General features: G+C 35.3%; 16 protein-coding genes and 3 pseudogenes. 12 read left to right on the top strand and 7 right to left on the bottom strand.

Going from position 1 to position 17,802, the window contains the following annotated elements; all coding sequences use genetic code 11:
- The 5 genes and pseudogenes from mutS to WG67_RS00815 all read left to right on the top strand — a co-directional run.
- On the top strand, positions 1-1,351 hold a 1,351-nt coding region (gene mutS, locus WG67_RS08010; RefSeq protein WP_458694961.1), incomplete at its 5' end, for a DNA mismatch repair protein MutS.
- 711 nt (positions 1,352-2,062) lie between these two features.
- Positions 2,063-2,197 carry a hypothetical protein gene (locus tag WG67_RS07455; RefSeq protein WP_010962423.1) on the top strand — a complete coding sequence of 45 codons (135 nt, stop codon included), beginning with the start codon at positions 2,063-2,065 and terminating at the stop codon, positions 2,195-2,197.
- A 37-nt stretch (positions 2,198-2,234) separates the two neighbouring features.
- A pseudogene (locus tag WG67_RS00825) lies at positions 2,235-3,412 on the top strand (ribonuclease D).
- Between the two features lie 295 nt (positions 3,413-3,707).
- Positions 3,708-4,295 carry a dephospho-CoA kinase gene (coaE, locus tag WG67_RS00820; RefSeq protein ID WP_006280338.1) on the top strand — a complete coding sequence of 196 codons (588 nt, stop codon included), beginning with the start codon at positions 3,708-3,710 and terminating at the stop codon, positions 4,293-4,295.
- A 351-nt stretch (positions 4,296-4,646) separates the two neighbouring features.
- A complete protein-coding gene (locus WG67_RS00815; protein ID WP_070357037.1) occupies positions 4,647-6,050 on the top strand; it encodes an NAD(P)H-dependent flavin oxidoreductase in 1,404 nt (467 codons plus the stop codon).
- 87 nt (positions 6,051-6,137) lie between these two features.
- Here the strand turns inward: WG67_RS00815 and WG67_RS08005 are convergent.
- Positions 6,138-7,176, bottom strand: a pseudogene (locus WG67_RS08005) (IS3 family transposase).
- A gap of 154 nt (positions 7,177-7,330) precedes the next feature.
- Between WG67_RS08005 and WG67_RS00800 the strand changes: the two are divergent.
- The 3 genes and pseudogenes from WG67_RS00800 (at position 7,331) to WG67_RS00790 (ending at position 9,091) form a co-directional block, all read left to right on the top strand.
- Positions 7,331-7,654 carry an HNH endonuclease gene (locus WG67_RS00800; RefSeq protein ID WP_022626216.1) on the top strand — a complete coding sequence of 108 codons (324 nt, stop codon included), beginning with the start codon at positions 7,331-7,333 and terminating at the stop codon, positions 7,652-7,654.
- A 95-nt stretch (positions 7,655-7,749) separates the two neighbouring features.
- A pseudogene (locus tag WG67_RS00795) lies at positions 7,750-8,061 on the top strand (nuclease/transposase family protein); the annotation flags it as partial.
- A 7-nt stretch (positions 8,062-8,068) separates the two neighbouring features.
- Positions 8,069-9,091 carry an Mrp/NBP35 family ATP-binding protein gene (locus WG67_RS00790; protein WP_070356757.1) on the top strand — a complete coding sequence of 341 codons (1,023 nt, stop codon included), beginning with the start codon at positions 8,069-8,071 and terminating at the stop codon, positions 9,089-9,091.
- A 74-nt stretch (positions 9,092-9,165) separates the two neighbouring features.
- On the opposite strand, the gene WG67_RS00785 is transcribed toward WG67_RS00790, so the two are convergent.
- On the bottom strand, positions 9,166-9,690 hold the full coding sequence (locus WG67_RS00785) for a hypothetical protein (protein WP_070356756.1): 525 nt from the start codon (positions 9,688-9,690) through the stop codon (positions 9,166-9,168).
- Positions 9,691-10,258: 568 nt separating this feature from the next.
- On the opposite strand from WG67_RS00785, the gene ubiH reads away from it, so the two are divergent.
- Both ubiH and WG67_RS00775 read left to right on the top strand, forming a co-directional pair.
- Positions 10,259-11,407, top strand: coding sequence for a 2-octaprenyl-6-methoxyphenyl hydroxylase (ubiH, locus tag WG67_RS00780; RefSeq protein ID WP_070356755.1), 1,149 nt, complete (start codon positions 10,259-10,261; stop codon positions 11,405-11,407).
- A gap of 443 nt (positions 11,408-11,850) precedes the next feature.
- A complete protein-coding gene (locus WG67_RS00775) occupies positions 11,851-12,813 on the top strand; it encodes an IS481-like element ISWpi4 family transposase (RefSeq protein WP_006279689.1) in 963 nt (320 codons plus the stop codon).
- 2 nt (positions 12,814-12,815) lie between these two features.
- On the opposite strand, the gene pth is transcribed toward WG67_RS00775, so the two are convergent.
- Positions 12,816-13,364, bottom strand: a complete 549-nt coding sequence (gene pth / locus WG67_RS00770; RefSeq protein WP_070356754.1) for an aminoacyl-tRNA hydrolase — start codon at positions 13,362-13,364, stop codon at positions 12,816-12,818.
- Positions 13,364-13,975 carry a 50S ribosomal protein L25/general stress protein Ctc gene (locus WG67_RS00765; protein ID WP_010962412.1) on the bottom strand — a complete coding sequence of 204 codons (612 nt, stop codon included), beginning with the start codon at positions 13,973-13,975 and terminating at the stop codon, positions 13,364-13,366. The genes pth and WG67_RS00765 overlap by 1 nt, the downstream gene beginning before the upstream one ends.
- 145 nt (positions 13,976-14,120) lie before the next feature.
- Here WG67_RS00765 and WG67_RS00760 point away from each other — a divergent pair, with 145 nt between their 5' ends.
- Positions 14,121-14,420: an NADH dehydrogenase ubiquinone Fe-S protein 4 gene (locus tag WG67_RS00760; protein WP_070356753.1), complete on the top strand. Its 300-nt coding sequence runs from the start codon at positions 14,121-14,123 to the stop codon at positions 14,418-14,420.
- 301 nt (positions 14,421-14,721) lie between these two features.
- On the opposite strand, the gene ftsL is transcribed toward WG67_RS00760, so the two are convergent.
- Both ftsL and rsmH read right to left on the bottom strand, forming a co-directional pair.
- Positions 14,722-15,033 carry a cell division protein FtsL gene (gene ftsL / locus WG67_RS00755; RefSeq protein ID WP_010962410.1) on the bottom strand — a complete coding sequence of 104 codons (312 nt, stop codon included), beginning with the start codon at positions 15,031-15,033 and terminating at the stop codon, positions 14,722-14,724.
- A complete protein-coding gene (gene rsmH / locus WG67_RS00750; protein ID WP_070356752.1) occupies positions 15,030-15,974 on the bottom strand; it encodes a 16S rRNA (cytosine(1402)-N(4))-methyltransferase RsmH in 945 nt (314 codons plus the stop codon). The genes ftsL and rsmH overlap by 4 nt, the downstream gene beginning before the upstream one ends.
- Before the next feature lie 213 nt (positions 15,975-16,187).
- Between rsmH and WG67_RS00745 the strand changes: the two genes are divergently transcribed.
- On the top strand, positions 16,188-17,435 hold the full coding sequence (locus WG67_RS00745; protein WP_070356751.1) for an MFS transporter: 1,248 nt from the start codon (positions 16,188-16,190) through the stop codon (positions 17,433-17,435).
- A 27-nt stretch (positions 17,436-17,462) separates the two neighbouring features.
- Here the strand turns inward: WG67_RS00745 and WG67_RS08000 are convergent.
- On the bottom strand, positions 17,463-17,802 hold a 340-nt coding region (locus tag WG67_RS08000; RefSeq protein WP_458694960.1), incomplete at its 5' end, for a M24 family metallopeptidase.

Here is a 17,802-nt window from a genome sequence, read left to right as displayed (position 1 = left end):
AAAGACTTTAGAATTGTCTGAGTTCTTATGTAAAATTGAATCAGGTGAAAATGGATCTCTCCCACAACAATATGTCATCCAAACTGAGATCCAGCCAGCGTCACGCGCTGGAATAACAGTAAAATCAGACGAGAGTGAACTAAGCACAATACATAAAAGCCTTGGCAATCATAAAGACCTATTTGAACTGTTAAATAGTGCTATACTCGATAATAACCTCAGTTCCGTGAAAGAAGGAGGATTTATTCACTCAAAATACAACTCAGAATTATCTGAGTTATCTTATATATTGAACAACAGTAACAAGTTGGTAACTAAGCTCCGTGAATCTTATCGCGATCTTACTGGCATTGCCGCACTCAAAATATTACACAACAACATACTTGGTTATTACGTTGAAGTGTCGGCAAATCACAAAATAACTTCGGATATATTTATTCATAGGCAAAGCTTAGCAAATAGCATGCGCTACACTACTAATGAATTGAAAGAACTAGAAAATAAAATTCTTACGGCACGTGATGCTGCAATCGGCTTAGAAATGAAAATTTTTAGTGAACTGTGTAGTGAAGTCGCTAAAGAATCTGAAAAAATTGCTCTTGCTGCAAATGCTTTGGCAAAACTTGATATTAGAACCGCATTTGCAGAGCTTGCAGTGCAAAATAATTACGTAAAACCCATTATTGATGACAGCAAAGAGTTCAATATCTGTAGCGGAAGACATCCAGTGGTTGAAGTTAACGATAAATTCATTGCAAATAGCATCAATTTAGCTGGTATACATCTAATTACTGGTCCTAATATGGCTGGAAAAAGCACTTTCTTGAGGCAAAACGCTCTCATTGCAATTTTAGCTCACATGGGGTCATTTGTGCCAGCAGAGAGTGCACATATTGGAGTGATTGACAAGATATTCAGCAGGGTTGGCGCAACGGATAATATAACAGCTGGTTATTCTACCTTCATGGTAGAGATGATCGAAACAGCAACGATAGTAAATCAGGCAACGGACCGTTCCTTGGTGATACTTGATGAAATTGGTAGGGGCACAGGGGTGTATGATGGATTATCTATTGCACAGGCGGTGATTGAACATATTCACAATGTAAATAAGTGCCGCGCCATTTTTGCAACTCATTATCATGAATTAACTAAAGTAAGCAAATACTTGAAGAACGTGAAATGTTTTTGTGTAAAAATAAGAGAGTGGAACGGAGAGGTTATTTTTCTACATGAAGTAATTGAAGGCATTGCAGATGAGTCATATGGAATACATGTAGCAAAACTTGCTGGTTTTCCTGATTCTGTTTTAAATAGAGCAAGTGAAGTGTTTGAGGAGCTGAAGGCTTGAATCATTATTATAAGTGAAGAATTACCTATACAATCGTGGTAGTAGCTATAGAAACGAAAAACTTACTTGACACCCTTCGCCAGCTCCCTTATCATGATAGTGAAGCTATTGTATTTGCTTTCGCCAATCTGCAGATTAAAAGGTAAGGATTACTTAATGTATCAGCGTCTTATGTTCAATTTTTTGCAGTATATAGATACTGTATGTCTTTACAAAACTTCATCTACATCTAGATTTTTATCTAAATAAGCTGAACGTGCTTATAAAGCGTTACAAGACATCAAAAAATGCCAATACTCGACAGAGATAGTAAAAGACTAGCTAACTCGGGGATTCTTTGTCTTTTTTTCTGCTTAGTAAATTTCTTAAACATTTGCAGCGTAAGTTAGTTGCAATTAAAAGCAGCTTAATCTTGCTTGTCAAGCGTTTAAAACATAAAAAACGCCAATATTTTAAAGCGGATAATAACCCCAGGGCTTCTTTTGCCTTTTTTTTTGTTTAGTAAATTTCTTAATATTTATAGCTAAACGACAATCGTCATCCCGCTACTTGTTAGCGGGATCTAGAGATACCGCGGCGGTATGACGTAGGACTGCTGTCATCCCAGTGCTCCTTTTTTTGTCATCCCAGTCTGGGATCTATTTTGCATGTAACTCCAATTGTGTTTTGGCATAAAACGCGACGCGTATTAGACTTATTTGCAAGCAAAGCTTGCTAGATCCAAGTAGTCAGGGCACTGGGATGACAGGAGAAGGAAGCACTGGGATTGGGATGGAAAAGGCTATTTGTGTGATGCCAATGAGTGATAGAAAGTTCTGCAAGAAGTCATTAATTGCAAAAATTTAATATAAATTATAAAATAAATCCACTGAATAAAAAATATATGCTAATTAGTACAACATCAGAACTGGAGAATACATGTGAAGAGTTAATAGCAAAAAAGCCGAAATTTATAGCAGTTGAACGGAGTTCATTAGAAATAATTTAATCTACTACCCAAAATTATCGTTAATTCAAATTTCTTACGGAGAGAAGAGTTTTATTGTAGACGCATTAGTGCCAGAAATTGATTTATCATTCATTAAGAAAATAATGCTAAATCAGGGGATAACCAAAGTGTTTCATAGCTGCCGGCAGGATATAGAATCCTTACTCACTGTGTTTAAATGTACTCCCACTCCCATTTTTGATACCCAAGTTGCTGCTATGTTTTGTCATTATTATCATGACTTTATTGGTTACTCAAAAGTAGTGGAGCAATATCAAGGAATAGCACTGGATAAAATTAAAGCTAAAAATTCAGATTGGTTAAGGCGTCCGTTGTCCGAAGATCAGTTAGATTATGCAGTAAACGACGTGGTACACCTATATGACCTATACCAAATATTGTGCAATAAACTTGAAGAAAATAATAGGATGGGTTGGTTTCAAGAAGAGATGGAATCAATAGTTGATATAAATAAGTATTTACATAGCCCAAAAGATGCATGGAAGAGGATTAAATTTAATTATGAAGTAAATCCAAGATTGATACTAACTGTTAAAGCAGTTAGTGAGTGGCAAGAAACCTTAGCACAGCGCTATAATATGAACCGTAATAAAATAATCAATAATGCTGTAATAGCTGATTTTATTGAAAAAAATGTAGAGCATGTTGATGAGATTTTAGATGATCTCAAGAGGAATACAAAAAATATAAAAGATGCGGATTTACTAGAGTTTGTGAATATTTTTAATGAAAATGAGAGAAATTGGATGCAGCAAAACAACACCTTATCGAGTAATTATGACAAATCTGTACTTGATATACTCTCAATTATTTTAGATAGTAAATGTAAAGAAAGTAACATATCAAGGAAATTAGTTTCTTCAAAAGATGAGTTAACCGGGTCAATATCTGGACAGACAGATAAATTATTCAAGGGATGGAGATATGATTTTTTTGGCAGGTCAGTTGAATCATTTTTGAACACAAGCTCAAAATTTGAGATTTCAGCAGTGAAATCCGCAAATAATATAACCAAAATTCAGAGTAATTTAGTGGAGAATAACTGTTGCTAAAGTAACTTAGATTTATCGACAATCGTCATCCCGCTACGTGTTAGTGGCTAAGAGATACCGCGGCGGTATGACGGTTAAGTAGGGTGTTATCCAAGTAGCCCTGACTACTTGGATCCAGGAAAATTGATTGTGCACTATACAACATAAAAGCTAGATTCCAGACTGGAATAACACCACCTACAAATTGCAATGTTCGTATAGTTATGTGCTTGACACTGAGATCTAGAAAATCTAGTTAATATATATAGAGAAACCTTAGCTATAGTTTCAAAAGAAGTCGAATGTATTTTGTTATATGATTATAAGTCTAACAGGCGGAATTGGGGTAGGAAAGAGCTTTGTAGCTAATTGCTTTCAAGAGTTTGGTGCTGTTGTATTTGATGCTGATTCTGTTGTACACCAACTTTATAAAGTGGATAAAAGCATAATAAGTTATGCAGAGAAAAATTTTCCTGGAGTGGTAGTAAATGGTGAAATAGATAGAACAGTACTGTCTAAATATTTCTTAGCCTACGATGAAAATTGGAAACAATTTCAATCTTTGGTTCACTCTGCTGTGCTGCGTGAATTAGAATTTTTTATTGCCAAGGAAAAAAAGATCGATAGAAAACTTTTAGTTTTAGATGTGCCACTTCTATTAGAAACAAAATTTTATTTATATTGCGACCTTATTGTTTTTGTTCATGCAGATAGCGTTGTGCAAGCTCAAAGACTTAACGAACGCAACATAGATAAAGAAAAGCTTAATCTAATCTCCGATGTGCAGTTATCTATTGAGGAGAAAAGGAAGATGAGTGACTTTATTATCGATACCAGTGTAAGCAAAGAGTATGTTTTTTCTCAAGTAAAAGATATAGTGGATTCATTAAACCTAAACACGTAGCTCTACGTCATACCGCCGCGGTATCTCTAGATCACGCTAACAAGCAGCGGGATGACGGTTGTCAGGATCCCAGCAGCCTCCCTCCCCTGTCATCCAAGTAGCCCCCTATGGTGTCATCCAAGTAGCCCAGACTACTTGGATCCAGGAAAATTGATTGTGCACTATAGCAACATTTTTGATCAAAAACTGGATTCCAGTGTCAAGCACTGGAATGACACCCTTCCGATGGGAACTGCTCTCAAACTACAACAGCATGAGTAGCTACAGAAGCTTTAATGATACAAGAAAAAATAAACAGCTATCATTTTTTTAGTAATTAAGTAAAATAGAGTGAAAGATTGCGAGGAAGTTTTGAAAAATAAGATAAAAAAGATAGTAATTTCAGGAAAGGAAGTGTGGCCAATCATCGAAGGTGGTAAAGGCATTGCAGTTAGTGATGGGAGATCAAGCGGAGCATTTGCTGCAGCAGATGCTGTGGGTACATTTTCTGGTGCAAATGCTAAGCTTATTGATGATAATGGCGAGTTAGTGCCACTAATTTATAAAGGCAAAACAAGAAATGAAAAGCATAGTGAATTGATTGAGTATAGTATTGAAGCTGGAATTAGTCAGGCAAGAATAGCAAATGAAATATCAAAAGGTCATGGAAGAATACACATGAATGTACTTTGGGAGATGGGAGCAGCAGAACGCGTACTTCATGGCATATTAGAAGGAGCGAAAGGTTTGATTCATGGTATTACCTGCGGTGCTGGTATGCCTTATAGGCTTGGAGAAATTGCAGCTAAATATCAGGTTTATTATTACCCTATTATCTCATCGGTGCGTGCTTTTAAAGCATTATGGAAGCGTGCTTACCAAAGAATATCTTCCTATTTGCTTGGTGGAGTAGTGTATGAAGATCCATGGCTTGCTGGAGGGCACAATGGACTGAGTAACAGTGAAGACCCAGAGCTACCACAGGCTCCATTTGAAAGAGTTGCAGAGCTTAGATCTTTCATGAACGAGATCGGTCTTTCAGAAACACCAATTGTTATGGCAGGAGGAGTGTGGCATTTGAAAGATTGGGAACATTGGTTTGACAATCTGCAAATTGGACCAATAGCTTTTCAGTTTGGCACTCGTCCACTTTTGACGAAAGAAAGCCCAGTTTCTGCAGAGTGGAAAAAGAAGCTACTCACTTTAGAAGAAGGTGATGTATTTTTAAATAAATTCAGTCCAACAGGGTTTTACTCATCTGCGGTGAGGAATAATTTTATACGTGAGTTACAGGAACGAAAATTACATCAAGTAAATTTTTCAGAAAATGCCAGCGAAGAATCCAATAGTGAATTTGCAATGGGTAGCAGAGGTAGGAAGATCTACCTTACTGCAAAAGACAAAGAACTGGCAAATACATGGACTAAAGCAGGGTACACAGAAGCAATGAAAACCCCAGATTCAACTGTTATTTTTGTGACGCCAGATAAATTTAAACAAATAAGAGAAGATCAAATCAATTGTATGGGATGTTTGAGCCATTGTTTGTTTAGCAATTGGAAAGATCATGGTGACCATTCAACAGGACGAAAGCCAGATCCGCGTAGTTTTTGCATACAAAAAACACTGCAAAACGTTATACACGATGGTGATATTGAGAACGAACTCATGTTTTCCGGGCACAATGTGTACAAATTTAAGCAAGATCCATTTTATGAGAATGGCTACGTACCGGCAGTAAAAGAACTGGTGGAAAGGATATTGACTGGGTATTGAGTCAGTGACCTTACCCAGAAAAAGTGGAGAGAAAGTGTGGAATGTTTTTTACAAAAAGAATGATGCATCAAATTGTTCTGGAATGCACTAGTTAATAGTGACGTTGTTTGTTATAAAAAATTTCTATGTATTCAAATATTGCAGTTCTAGTTTGTTGAGCAGAGTGTTGTGAAGTATCAATAAGTATTTCTCTTTTCAATGAGCTAAAGAAGCTTTCTGCAACAGAATTGTCGTAACAAGAGCCTTTATTACTCATCTATATTCTTTACAGCTAAGAGATATTGATACCCTTGCGCAGTATATTGTGAACCTTGGTCACTGTGCAGCAGTAGATTTTTAACAGGTTTACGCCTATTAATGGCCATTAATAAAGAGTTCATAACCAATTGTTTATTTATTGCACTACTCATTAACTACCATACGTGAGAATTATTGCTGCCAAATATAGCCATCCCTCCTTGGTTTTGATGTAAGTAATCCCATACTTTATTTGGTTGATCAACAATAAAGTTTTGATCTAGTATATTGGGAGCTACAGCTCTATTATCTGTTTGTTGTTTTTTAATTTTAAACTTTCTTCTCAGTATAGCCCTGATGTCATTTTTCTGCATAATACTTTGCACCGTTTTCAAATTGCAACTTTTACCCAAAGCCTTCAATTCAGCATGAATTTTAGGAGCTCCATATCTACATTTAGAAACTTGATATATTTTTTGAATAGCTGCGAGTAGCTCTTTATTTGCTGATTCTCTACTGCTTATTTTTCTTGTGGTCCACTTATAGTAGCCACTAGCAGAAAATCCTACATAATTCCTGTACTTTATAGCAGTTACTATATAAAAAAATATTTTACTCTTTTTGACTGGCCAGGGCTTTTTTTTAAATGTCTCTTTCCCTTGTTACTCTTGCTTTGTAAATCAAACCTCTCTTTGTCATAAGGTGCTACATCTGGAAATGCATTTGCCGCTGACTTTTTTTCGTTATATTTCTTCATCCATTTTCCTAATAAACCACCCTTTATTCCTAAATCTCTTGCTATTTTTGTAATTGTTTGACCTGCCTTTCTTTGTTCATTTGCCAGTTTAACAGCTTCCAATTTGAATTCTGCCGTATATTCTCTTACCATTTCTAATCCTCCAAAATTTTATTTTACCCAAAAAAACTCTTTTCTTTCTCTCCACTTTTTCTGGGTAAGGTCAGTCTTTAGGCACCCAAACAAAGGGAAATGCTGGATAAAAAGAAAATACTTTAAAAAGTATAATAACGATAACTGGCGTTTTATGACAAGTAACAAGATACATTTTATTATACACAGCGATCATGTTATTAAACGACATATCAAAGTGCAAAAAACCAGATCTCCATATGATGGTGATTGGGTTTATTGGGGTAAACGTCTGAGAAAAATACCAGATAAGCCATTAAGAGTAATAAAACTATTGAAGTTACAACAAAGTAAATGTGATAATTGTAGACTATGGTTTAAAAGTGATGATACAATAGAAATACATCACAAAGACCGGAATAGACGAAACAACATGATCAAAAACTTATCTTTGTTACATGGACATTGTCACGATGAATTACACAGGAGGTGTGCATGAAAAGCTCCAAATTGGAGAGAAGCCGTATGAGGCGCAAAGTCTCACGTACGGTTTTGAAGTCGAGTGAGGAGGGGCGACCTTCTTCACTTAGACAACAATATGCAGATGAAACTACGGAAGAAGACTTAAGGAAAATAGCAGAAAAAGCACCAATAATAAAGTTAGCCTACGATGAATTAGACAGGTTTAGCTGGAATGAAAAAGATTTAGTAGCATATGAAGAAAGAATAATGGATCTGCGGAAAGAAGAAGGCATCCTCGCTAAAAAACTTGATGAGGGAAAGATTGAAGGAAAGATTGAAGTAGCAAAAAACCTACTTAAGGCTGACATCTCTATTGATATTATCTCTCAGACAACCGGCCTTCCTCAAGCTGAGATTAAACGACTTCAGGAAGAAATCACCTAAAAGGCTAATGATCAACGAAAAAATTGTAAGAGAGAACTTAAAAAAAGTCATAGAGCAAAAAAGCGGTAAAGATGTGATCGCTCTTGGCATAATATCCTCAATTATTATTAAAGGTCAAGATGTTGGTTTTGTGCTTGAAGTTGCCGGTAACACGCAAGCAAATGAAGAATTAAGAAGAAATTGTGAGCAAGCTGTTAAAGCTATACCGGGGGTGACAAAAGTGACCGTGGTTGCTACTTGTCAAAAACAAACTGGGCAACAAAAAGCTAAATTACATATCGAAGGAGTGAAAAATATAATCGTTGTGGCCTCTGGTAAAGGCGGTGTGGGCAAGTCCACAGTTGCGCTAAATCTTGCTCTCTCATTAGCAAAGTTAAAACACAAAATTGCGCTGGTTGATGCAGATATATATGGTCCTTCAATTCCTAAAATGCTTGGCGCTGAAAAATTAAAGCCAGAAATACAAGATAGTAAAGCAATGCCTATAGAAAAGTATGGACTGCATACTATTTCAATTGGCTATTTTATCGATAAAGATCGTGCAGCAATATGGCGCGGACCTATGATTACAAAAGCACTTTATAATCTGCTAATGGGAACAAAATGGTCCGATATAGAGTATTTGATAGTTGATACACCACCTGGAACTGGCGATGTGCATTTAAGTCTTATGGAAAATTTTAACTTAACTGGGGCGATAATAGTTTCAACTCCACAGGAGCTCTCTTTAATCGATGCTCGCAAAATTTATGATATGTTTACAAAGCTCAGCGTACCGGTTATTGGCATTGTAGAAAATATGAGTTATTTCATTCAAAGCGGCTCAAAAATATACATATTTGGAAAAGACGGTGCAAAAAAAATGTCTGAGGAGCTGGGCATCAAACTTCTAGGCAGAGTTCCTCTAGATCCACAAATATGCCATGCTTCTGATTGCGGAAATCCTTTAATGTTAAGTGAGGATTTGGCAAAAATTTATAAAGATATTGCTTTGGAAACAGTAAAACATTGCATAGCTGTAAAATTCTAAAAAAAACACAGCTTTACGCAAAGAGACTTTAAGAATTCGTCTGTCCTCTTTACTATAAAATAGATATTCGTCTATCAAATATTATCTTCAACTTGAATATATTTAAAGATGTTTTGTGTATCATCTAAAAAGTTATTCTTTATATTAGTTAATTCCGATTGTTTTTGGGATAGATTATCCTTTATTGTTCTATCAAAACAATCAAGATCTCTGCACTTTAATTGAGAATCCATGTCTCCATTTTCATACAAACCTCCAACAGCATTTTCATGATACTTTTCATAATCTTCAAAACTCTTTAATATTTTGTCTTTTGCTTTATCTTGTAGCATTTTTAGCAAATCTTTAGCATGAGATTTTTCAATTTTTTGCTTCCAGTCATCATACGTATATTCTGAGTTACCATGTTTTGTATCTTGACACTCGCCTCCTACATTAAATATTTCTTCGTTGCAGATTTTATCACCCTGGTAAAAGTGATCGCTTATATTGATTTTATCATTAGTTAAAGTTTGTTTGATTGCTGCTTTGTTTTCTCCAAGTTCTTCTCTGTACTTACTAATGCAATTTAACATTTTTGCTTTGCAATCTGTAGTCATAAACTAATACCTTTAATAAAATAAGATCTATCTTAGCATGAAGTAATTAACATTTTATTACAGAAGTTTACTTTTAGGTGTTCTCAAGATGATATAGCTAAAGTGGCTTAGGTTTACCGACAATTTGAAAAACCGTCATTCCGCTACTAGTTAGCGGAATCTATACCGCGCACAACTGTACGAACGTTGTAGTTTGGGCCACCAGTGGGCAGTGCCCAGACACTGGAATCCAGGAATTTTATTAAGTTGGTAAGCATAAAAGTAGCTGTTTTATGTTAAAATACAACATTTTGATGATTATGAAAAAGCTGGATCCCAGTGTCAAGCACTGGGATGACATCATAGAGGCACTGGAATAACATCATCCTTTTTTCTGAATTCCAGTGTCAGCTACTTTCATGACATCGTTTACTATGTGCCACATTGCAATGTTCGTACAGCTATGGAATGAATCGCGGTATGACGTAGGGAAACCTTTCTTGGGTTAGCTATAGGTCTTTGTCTACAAAGTTTGTTTAAACTATTTTCAAAACAGATAAAATATAATTTTACAATTAGCGTAAATAAAATGAATTATGATGTAATCATTTCAGGTGGTGGGTTACTTGGTCTTATTACTGCCATTGGCCTCAGTTGTGACTCTGTGTCTGTAGCTGTGATTGAAAAAAATAGTCTACCACGTGTAGTAGATGATAATCGAGCATTTGCTATTTCTCAAGGCTCGAAAAAAATATTGGAAAAGTTAGGGATTTGGCAGTTTGTGGAAAGTGAAGCTGAGCCAATACTTGATATATGCATATTAGATGCGGTTACTGTGCATTACAATCATAAAATGGTTAGCGAAGAGCCAATGGGTTATGTTATCAACAATGCTACTATATGGAATGCAATCAACAATAATTTTCTAAATAAACTGAATATATACTCTCCACATTCCTATAAAACAATTGCTTGTGATTCAGGATATGTGGAAGTGATTCTTGATAATAACCAGGAATTAATATCATCGCTACTTATCTGTGCTGAAGGCAAAAACTCTAAATTACCAGAGTTATTTTCTATACCGACAGTGAAATTTGACTATAAACAAAGTAGCATAGTATTTAATGTAAAGCATGAACTGCATCACCAAAACTTAGCTGTGGAGCGTTTTTTCCCTGGCGGTCCATTTGCAATTCTACCGATGAAGGGTGGCCATACTTCTTCGATAGTTTGGACAGAAAAATCTGAAATTTCAAAAATGCTAATGGATCTGTCTGAAGAAGAATTTATTATAGAGCTTAAAAAAAGATTTGGTTCTTATTTAGGAGAGATAAAATTAGAGGGTGAAAGAAAACTTTATCCTTTAAGTTTTGTTTTCGCAAAAAAGTTATATAAGGGTAGAGTTTTGCTTATCGGCGATGCAGCACATTCAATTCATCCAGTTGCAGGTCAAGGGCTTAATCTTGGAATTAGAGATGTAGAAAGTATTATAAAGCACGTAGTTGCCGCAAAAGCATCTGGTATTGATGTTGGCAGTAGTTATTTATTAAAGAAAATTTCACGTAACAGATACTTTGATAATTTTACAATGGCGCTTGCAACTGATGGATTAAATAGGATGTTTTCCAACAGAATATTCTGCGCTAAAGCACTAAGAAATCTTGGCTTGATTGCAGTTGAAAATTCAAATTTCCTCAAAAAACGCTTCATTCGGCATGCTATGGGATTTATATAAATCACTATTTTATAGCTAATGCAAGTCAGGTTTCCCACGGCATACCGCCGCGGTATCTTGGCCGCTAACACGTAGCGGGATGACGAATGTATCTGTTCAGCAGTTGTGTTAAAAGTCAATAGAAAAATTGATGTAGCTGTGGATAAGTACTTTTATCTGTATAAACGTGCTTATCCACAGCTATACTGGCTCTTAGATAGAAACAGACAGAGAGTTATATTCCTCAGTAAAAACCCTGTCATCTCTGACTAAAGAGTTAGCAAGAATAAGCAATTTCCTCATGGCAGCAGTGGAAGCAATTTTATATGGCTTTTTATATTGACTATATAATCTAGTAAAGAAAGGTTTGATATAGGAATTAGGGGGGGAGGGGGGGGATGTATGGTCCCAGAGTGTGATGGTATGATAAAATATGAGAAAACAATACCATCAAAGGAGGAATTATGGGACAAATATTACATGGGTGCGCCAAAACAACAGAGACAATTCGTAGAGCAATACAAAATAGTAAAGAGAGCATAGCAAAACTCTCCAGGTACTATAACCTTAATCCAAAAACTATCATTAAATGGAGAAAACGGTCTTTTGCCAAAGACGCTGATATGGGTCCGAAGCATGCAAGATCAACTGTTTTAACTTTAGAAGAGGAGGCTGTAATTGTTGCATTTCGTAAGCATACTCTATTGCCATTAGATGATTGTCTCTACGCTTTGCAAACCTCAATCCCACACTTGACTCGCTCTAGTCTACATCGTTGCTTACAGAGGCACAGCATTAGCAGACTACCAGATGTTGATGGCGAAGTTAAACCAAAAAAGAAATTCAAACAATATCCTATAGGCTATTTCCATATTGATATTGCAGAAGTCAGAACAGAAGAAGGAAAGTTATATTTGTTTGTTGCAATAGATAGAACATCCAAATTTACGTATGTTGAGTTGCATAAAAGTGCTACAAAACCTATAGCTGCTGAGTTTCTACGTAATTTGATTAAAATTTTACCATATAAAATCCACACTATTTTGACAGATAACAGTGTACAATTTACCAACCAAAAACGCCATAAATACGCTTTTCAACATATATTTGATAGAGCTTGTGAAGAAAATGACATTGAACACCGTCTAACAAAAGTTAGCCATCCTTGGACAAATGGGCAAGTTGAGCGTATGAACAAAACTTTAAAGAATGCCACTGTTAAGAAGTATTACTATCAGTCTCACCAGCAACTCAAAGAGCATCTTTATGACTTTGTTATGGCCTACAATTATGCTAAAAGACTCAAAACTCTTAAGGGTCTTACACCTTTTGAGTTTATATCTTTACAGTGGACAAAATCTCCTGAATTGTTCATACTAAATCCACACCATCACACTCTGGGACCATACACTTCCTGTGTTTCGTAATATTATACAATCAAATTAATAAAAGCTGTATTATCTCCTTGCAGCATTAAGTGTATATTTTTTGCTATTTTTTCCACTAAGGGAGTAACATTATCAAAATTTGAAAATTTTGATAACACATAATCTGCTAAGCTTCTTTGATCTTCAGGTCTACCCACTCCAAATCTCAAGCGCCAATAATCGTTGCCAATAAAACTATCTATGGATTTAAGTCCATTATGTCCAGCAGAACTACCACCTTTCTTTACTTTTATTCTTCCAAGTTCCAAATCAGCGTCATCGTGTATGACAACGATATTATCTAGCGATAATTTGTAAAAGTTTCGTATTTTTGCAACAGGGATGCCTGAATTATTCATAAATGAATAAGGCTTTATTAACATAATTTTATTATCATTAATTATGCCAGAGGTTATCAGATAATCGGCTTTTTTAGAGAACGAATGGAAATTCCAATATTTGCAAATTGTATCAACTACGATGAAGCCGATATTATGATGAGTTAACTCATATTGACTACCAGGGTTACCAAGCCCAACTATCAGGTGCACTATTCCTCTGTTTCTGCTTGAGGTTCTTCAACGTCACTATCGGCAGCAGAAATTGTAACAATGGTAAAATTTTCTTCTTCATGAGCTACAAACTTAACACCTTCTGGTAATTTTACATCATTGATATGTATAGATTGGCCAATCATTTTACCGGATAAATCAACTTCAATAACCTGAGGTATTTTATCAGGAGAGCATTTAACAGCAATAGAACGACACAAAACATTAAGCACTCCACCTAATTTGATTCCTGGAGCTTTACTTTCATTCACAAATGATAGAGGTATGTCTATTTTAATTTCACTGCCTTTATCAACAAACTGAAAATCAACATGTTGCACAGTATCCTTTACTACATGCAATTGGATATCGCGAACAAGAGCATATTCCTTTTTGCCCGAAATATTCAGCTCTATCAAATGTGCAGAAAGAGAGCCTGACTTATATTGCTTTGTGAATTCCTTTGCAGACAATGTCAAATTTACATTATCATGGCCCTTTCCATATATGATTCCAGGGATGTTTCCTTTCTTCCTTAGAGAATGCATCGCTTTTGTTTTTGTTATATCACGTAACTCTGCATTAATTGTTACTATTTCCTGTTGCGTCATCGGTTACTCCTATTCAGCTAATCCTTTTAATATAATTTAACAATAATATAACATAAAAATATTTATTTCAAACTTCATTCTTTCATACTAATTGTTTGTGAAAGGATTTATTTAGATATATATTTAAGCTTATTTAACAAGAACTATGGGCATTGACGATAAAGTAGTTTCTAGGATTTATAAACCAACAAGAACTGCAACACAATCTGGTTTAGGTAATACAAATTTCTGGCACCTAAAAATTGAATCTGGCTCTTACTACATTGAACCTTTGATGGGGTGGGTTGGCTCAAAAGATCCAAAAAAACAGATTGTATTAAAGTTTGATTCTCTTGAAAAAGCAGTATTCTACGCAAAAAAACGCAACGTTAAATACATAATTGAAATGCCAAAAAATGTTAAGAGGCTGCCAAAATCTTACGCAAGCAATTTCATACTAAAGTAAGTTGCACAACAAATGGTGTTATGCAAGTAGCTGACACTGCTCTCCTTTGTCATCCCAGTGCCCAGACACTGGGATCCAGGAATTTTATTAAGTTGGTAAGCATAAAAATAGCTGTTTTACGTTAAAATACAATGTTTTTGATGATTATGGAAAGGCTGGATCCCAGTGTCAAGCACTGGGATGACACCATTTGTTGTAAACTCACTTTTACTCTATGGTTATACTACCTTGCCGCTATCCTGAACGGATACAAAGTAAGTTTTATTGTGATGTGCTCATCTGTAAAAAATAAGACTTAATCTTACTGTTGATCATGGATTTTAAGTTGTGCTAGCACACTGCGGCCATTTAGAGAGTCAAGATTTTTAACCTGGCTAGCCAGTATTAAAGAGTTATTTTTCAGGTATTTCTTTACAAGGCTTGCAAGTCTTTTTGGATTATTCAAATAGCTCCATTCTGCTTGTAAAACTTTCATATCACTTTGTACTAAATTAATTTCACTTTTTATTTTTATTAGCTCTCTATTTAACGACTGAACATGTAATTTTACCTTAAATAGTCCTACAATGCTAAGAAAAAACATAACTATTGAGATGATGCAGAAAGTTCTCACAACAACCTCTGTATAGCTCTTAGTTTTGCTGAGCGTGAACGCGGATTTGCACTTACTTCTTCTATACTTGCTTCGATCACTTTTTTATTTAGCAGAGAGAATGTCTTGCAATCAGTAGCACATAAATCTTTAAAAAAAGTTTTGACTATACGATCTTCTAAGGAATGAAAGGTGACGACAATTAATTTGCCATTCTCACTTAAAATCTCAGATGCAGCTTTAATACCCTTTTCAAGTTCTTCCAGCTCATCGTTTACCCATATTCTGATTGCCTGAAATGTTCTGGTTGCAGGATCAATTTTGCTTTTTCCACGAAATACCACGGAACGTACAATATCCGCAAGCTCAAATGTAGTTTTGATAGTTTTCTTCTTCCGTGCATTTATTATTGCTCTTGCAATTTTGCGAGAATGACGTTCGCCTCCGCAGTTATATATAGTATTTGCGATTTCTTCTTCGCGTAAAGCGTTAACAAACGTTGAAGCGTTTATATAAGAAGAGTTATCCATGCTCATATCGAGTGGACCATCATGTAAAAACGAGAACCCTCTATCTCCGTTATCAAGCTGCATAGATGAAACTCCGATGTCAAAGACCACTCCATCCACTCCGTTTGATGTCATTCCAGCGCGTGACCAGTTATTTTTTCCAGTATCAAATACTGGGATGACAGGAGATGGCTCAACGCTGCTTAGTATACTTTTAATATTACTAAACTTCTCAATGAATAGTTTTATTCTATCGGGATATCTAACGCTTAAATCATCATAAAACTTAGTTACCGTTTCATCTCTATCAATTGCATATACCTTGCAATCAGCTGACTCCAATATTGCTTTGCTATACCCTCCAGCTCCAAATGTGGCGTCCACGTATATGCCACCATCCTGCGGTGATAGTAGTGATAGCATCTCTTTTAACAAAACTGGAGTGTGTGTCATATCAAAAAATTTAAGTACAGTTGGTGTAGATATCCTACTCTACTCTTCACATCAATTTTATTTATGTACATAGATTTTCTTGCCAAAATATGGTATCTTATCGGAATATATGAGCAATAATATTAAAATCAAGGTTTAATATTGTTAATATAATATTCACATAACGTTCACATTTTTTTTTATATATAAGATCAAACAGGCTATAGGGAAATTATGCAGCAAATAACAAAAGTAATATTTTCAAGTTTGATTTGTAACACTTTATTGTGGTATGACCACATGCTTTTTGGCCACTTAATAAACATAATAGGTGGTGTGTTTTTTCCATCGGATGATCAACTAACCAGCGTATTGAAGGCTTTTGGAGTGTTTGCAGTGGGTTTCTTAATGAGACCAGTCGGTGCTGCTATATTTGGTCACATTGGTGATAAAGATGGCAGAAGAGTTGCCTTATTGCTCTCGATTATATTAATGACTTTATCAACCGTATTAATTGCTTTTGTTCCAGGTTATCAAAGCATTGGAATACTAGCATCAATTCTGGTAGTTTGTTTAAGGCTATTGCAGGGTATATCCCTTGGAGGAGAAGCAGGAAATGCACCATTTTTAATAGAACATGCTCCTAAAAACAAAAAAGGATTTTTTGGCAGCATTGAAGTATTAAGCGCAATTTTTGGTTCAGTATTAAGCCTGATAGCGGTACTCATATGCAAAAAAGTATCTGATTTTGAATCTTGGGGGTGGAGATTACCTTTCATTTTCAGTTTAGCAATGGGATTAATTAGCATATATGTGAGATATATACTTGATGAAAGCCCAGAGTATAAAAGACAAAAAAATCCGTCTAAATTGCCACTAAAAGAGTTATTAAACAATTACAAAAAGCCTGTTCTAATATCAATAGGTATTGACTTGGTTGAAAATGCGTCTCTCTATATATATTTGGTATTTTTCAATGTGCTTACGAATAAAATATTAACAGTAAATACTCATTTTAATCATATAGTGGAAATACTGAGTCAAATTGCGCTCGGAGGATTGACAATATTGTTTGCAATACTTTCTGATAAGGTAGGAAGAGAAAAAGTTATGAAATTTGCATTTATAGCTTTTGTAATAATGAGTTATCCAGTTTTTTCAATGTTATGTAGTGGCAATTACTTGCTGGCACACATTCTTTTTATAATTCCAATAGCTGCATCGCTTGGTCCTGTCAGTGCACTTATGTGCGAATTATTTCCAACAAAGGTTCGGTACAGTGGATTTGGTTTATCAAGAAATATAGCTGCTGGATTTTTTGGCGGCCTTGCACCATTTATATGCACAACAATTATCAAGGTTACAGGACAAGAGACTTCAGCTAGTTTTTACATGATTTTCTGTGCATTAATTGGGCTAGTTGCTATATCGCAAATTAAGGGTGAGCTTTCTTCAAAATTACCCAAAGTAAACCAAGTATAGTTGCAGTATAGCAGAATTTAAAAAAATCTAATTATAAGGTGGGAAATGCCAATTCTTAGGTGATAATGTGAATATTTCAGCACCATCTTTTGTTACTCCAAGTGTATGCTCAAATTGAGCAGAAAGTGAAAGATCGCGTGTTGTTACTGTCCAGTCATCGAGTTTACTGAGCAGAGTCTCATGTTTTCCAGCATTAATCATTGGCTCTATTGTAAAAAACATACCTTCCTTTAAGACAAGATCTTCATCTTGATCATAGAAATGCACTACATTTGGTGGAGCATGAAAGACTTTTGCTATACCATGTCCGCAGTAGCTGCGTACGATAGAATATCCAAAATCTCTAATATATTTCTCTATAGCAAGC

It is taken from the genome of Wolbachia endosymbiont of Drosophila incompta (assembly GCF_001758565.1).
Classification (GTDB): Bacteria; Pseudomonadota; Alphaproteobacteria; order Rickettsiales; family Anaplasmataceae; genus Wolbachia; species Wolbachia pipientis.
Note: the sequence above shows the minus strand (reverse complement) of the source record. Positions and strands in the feature narration are given on the sequence as shown.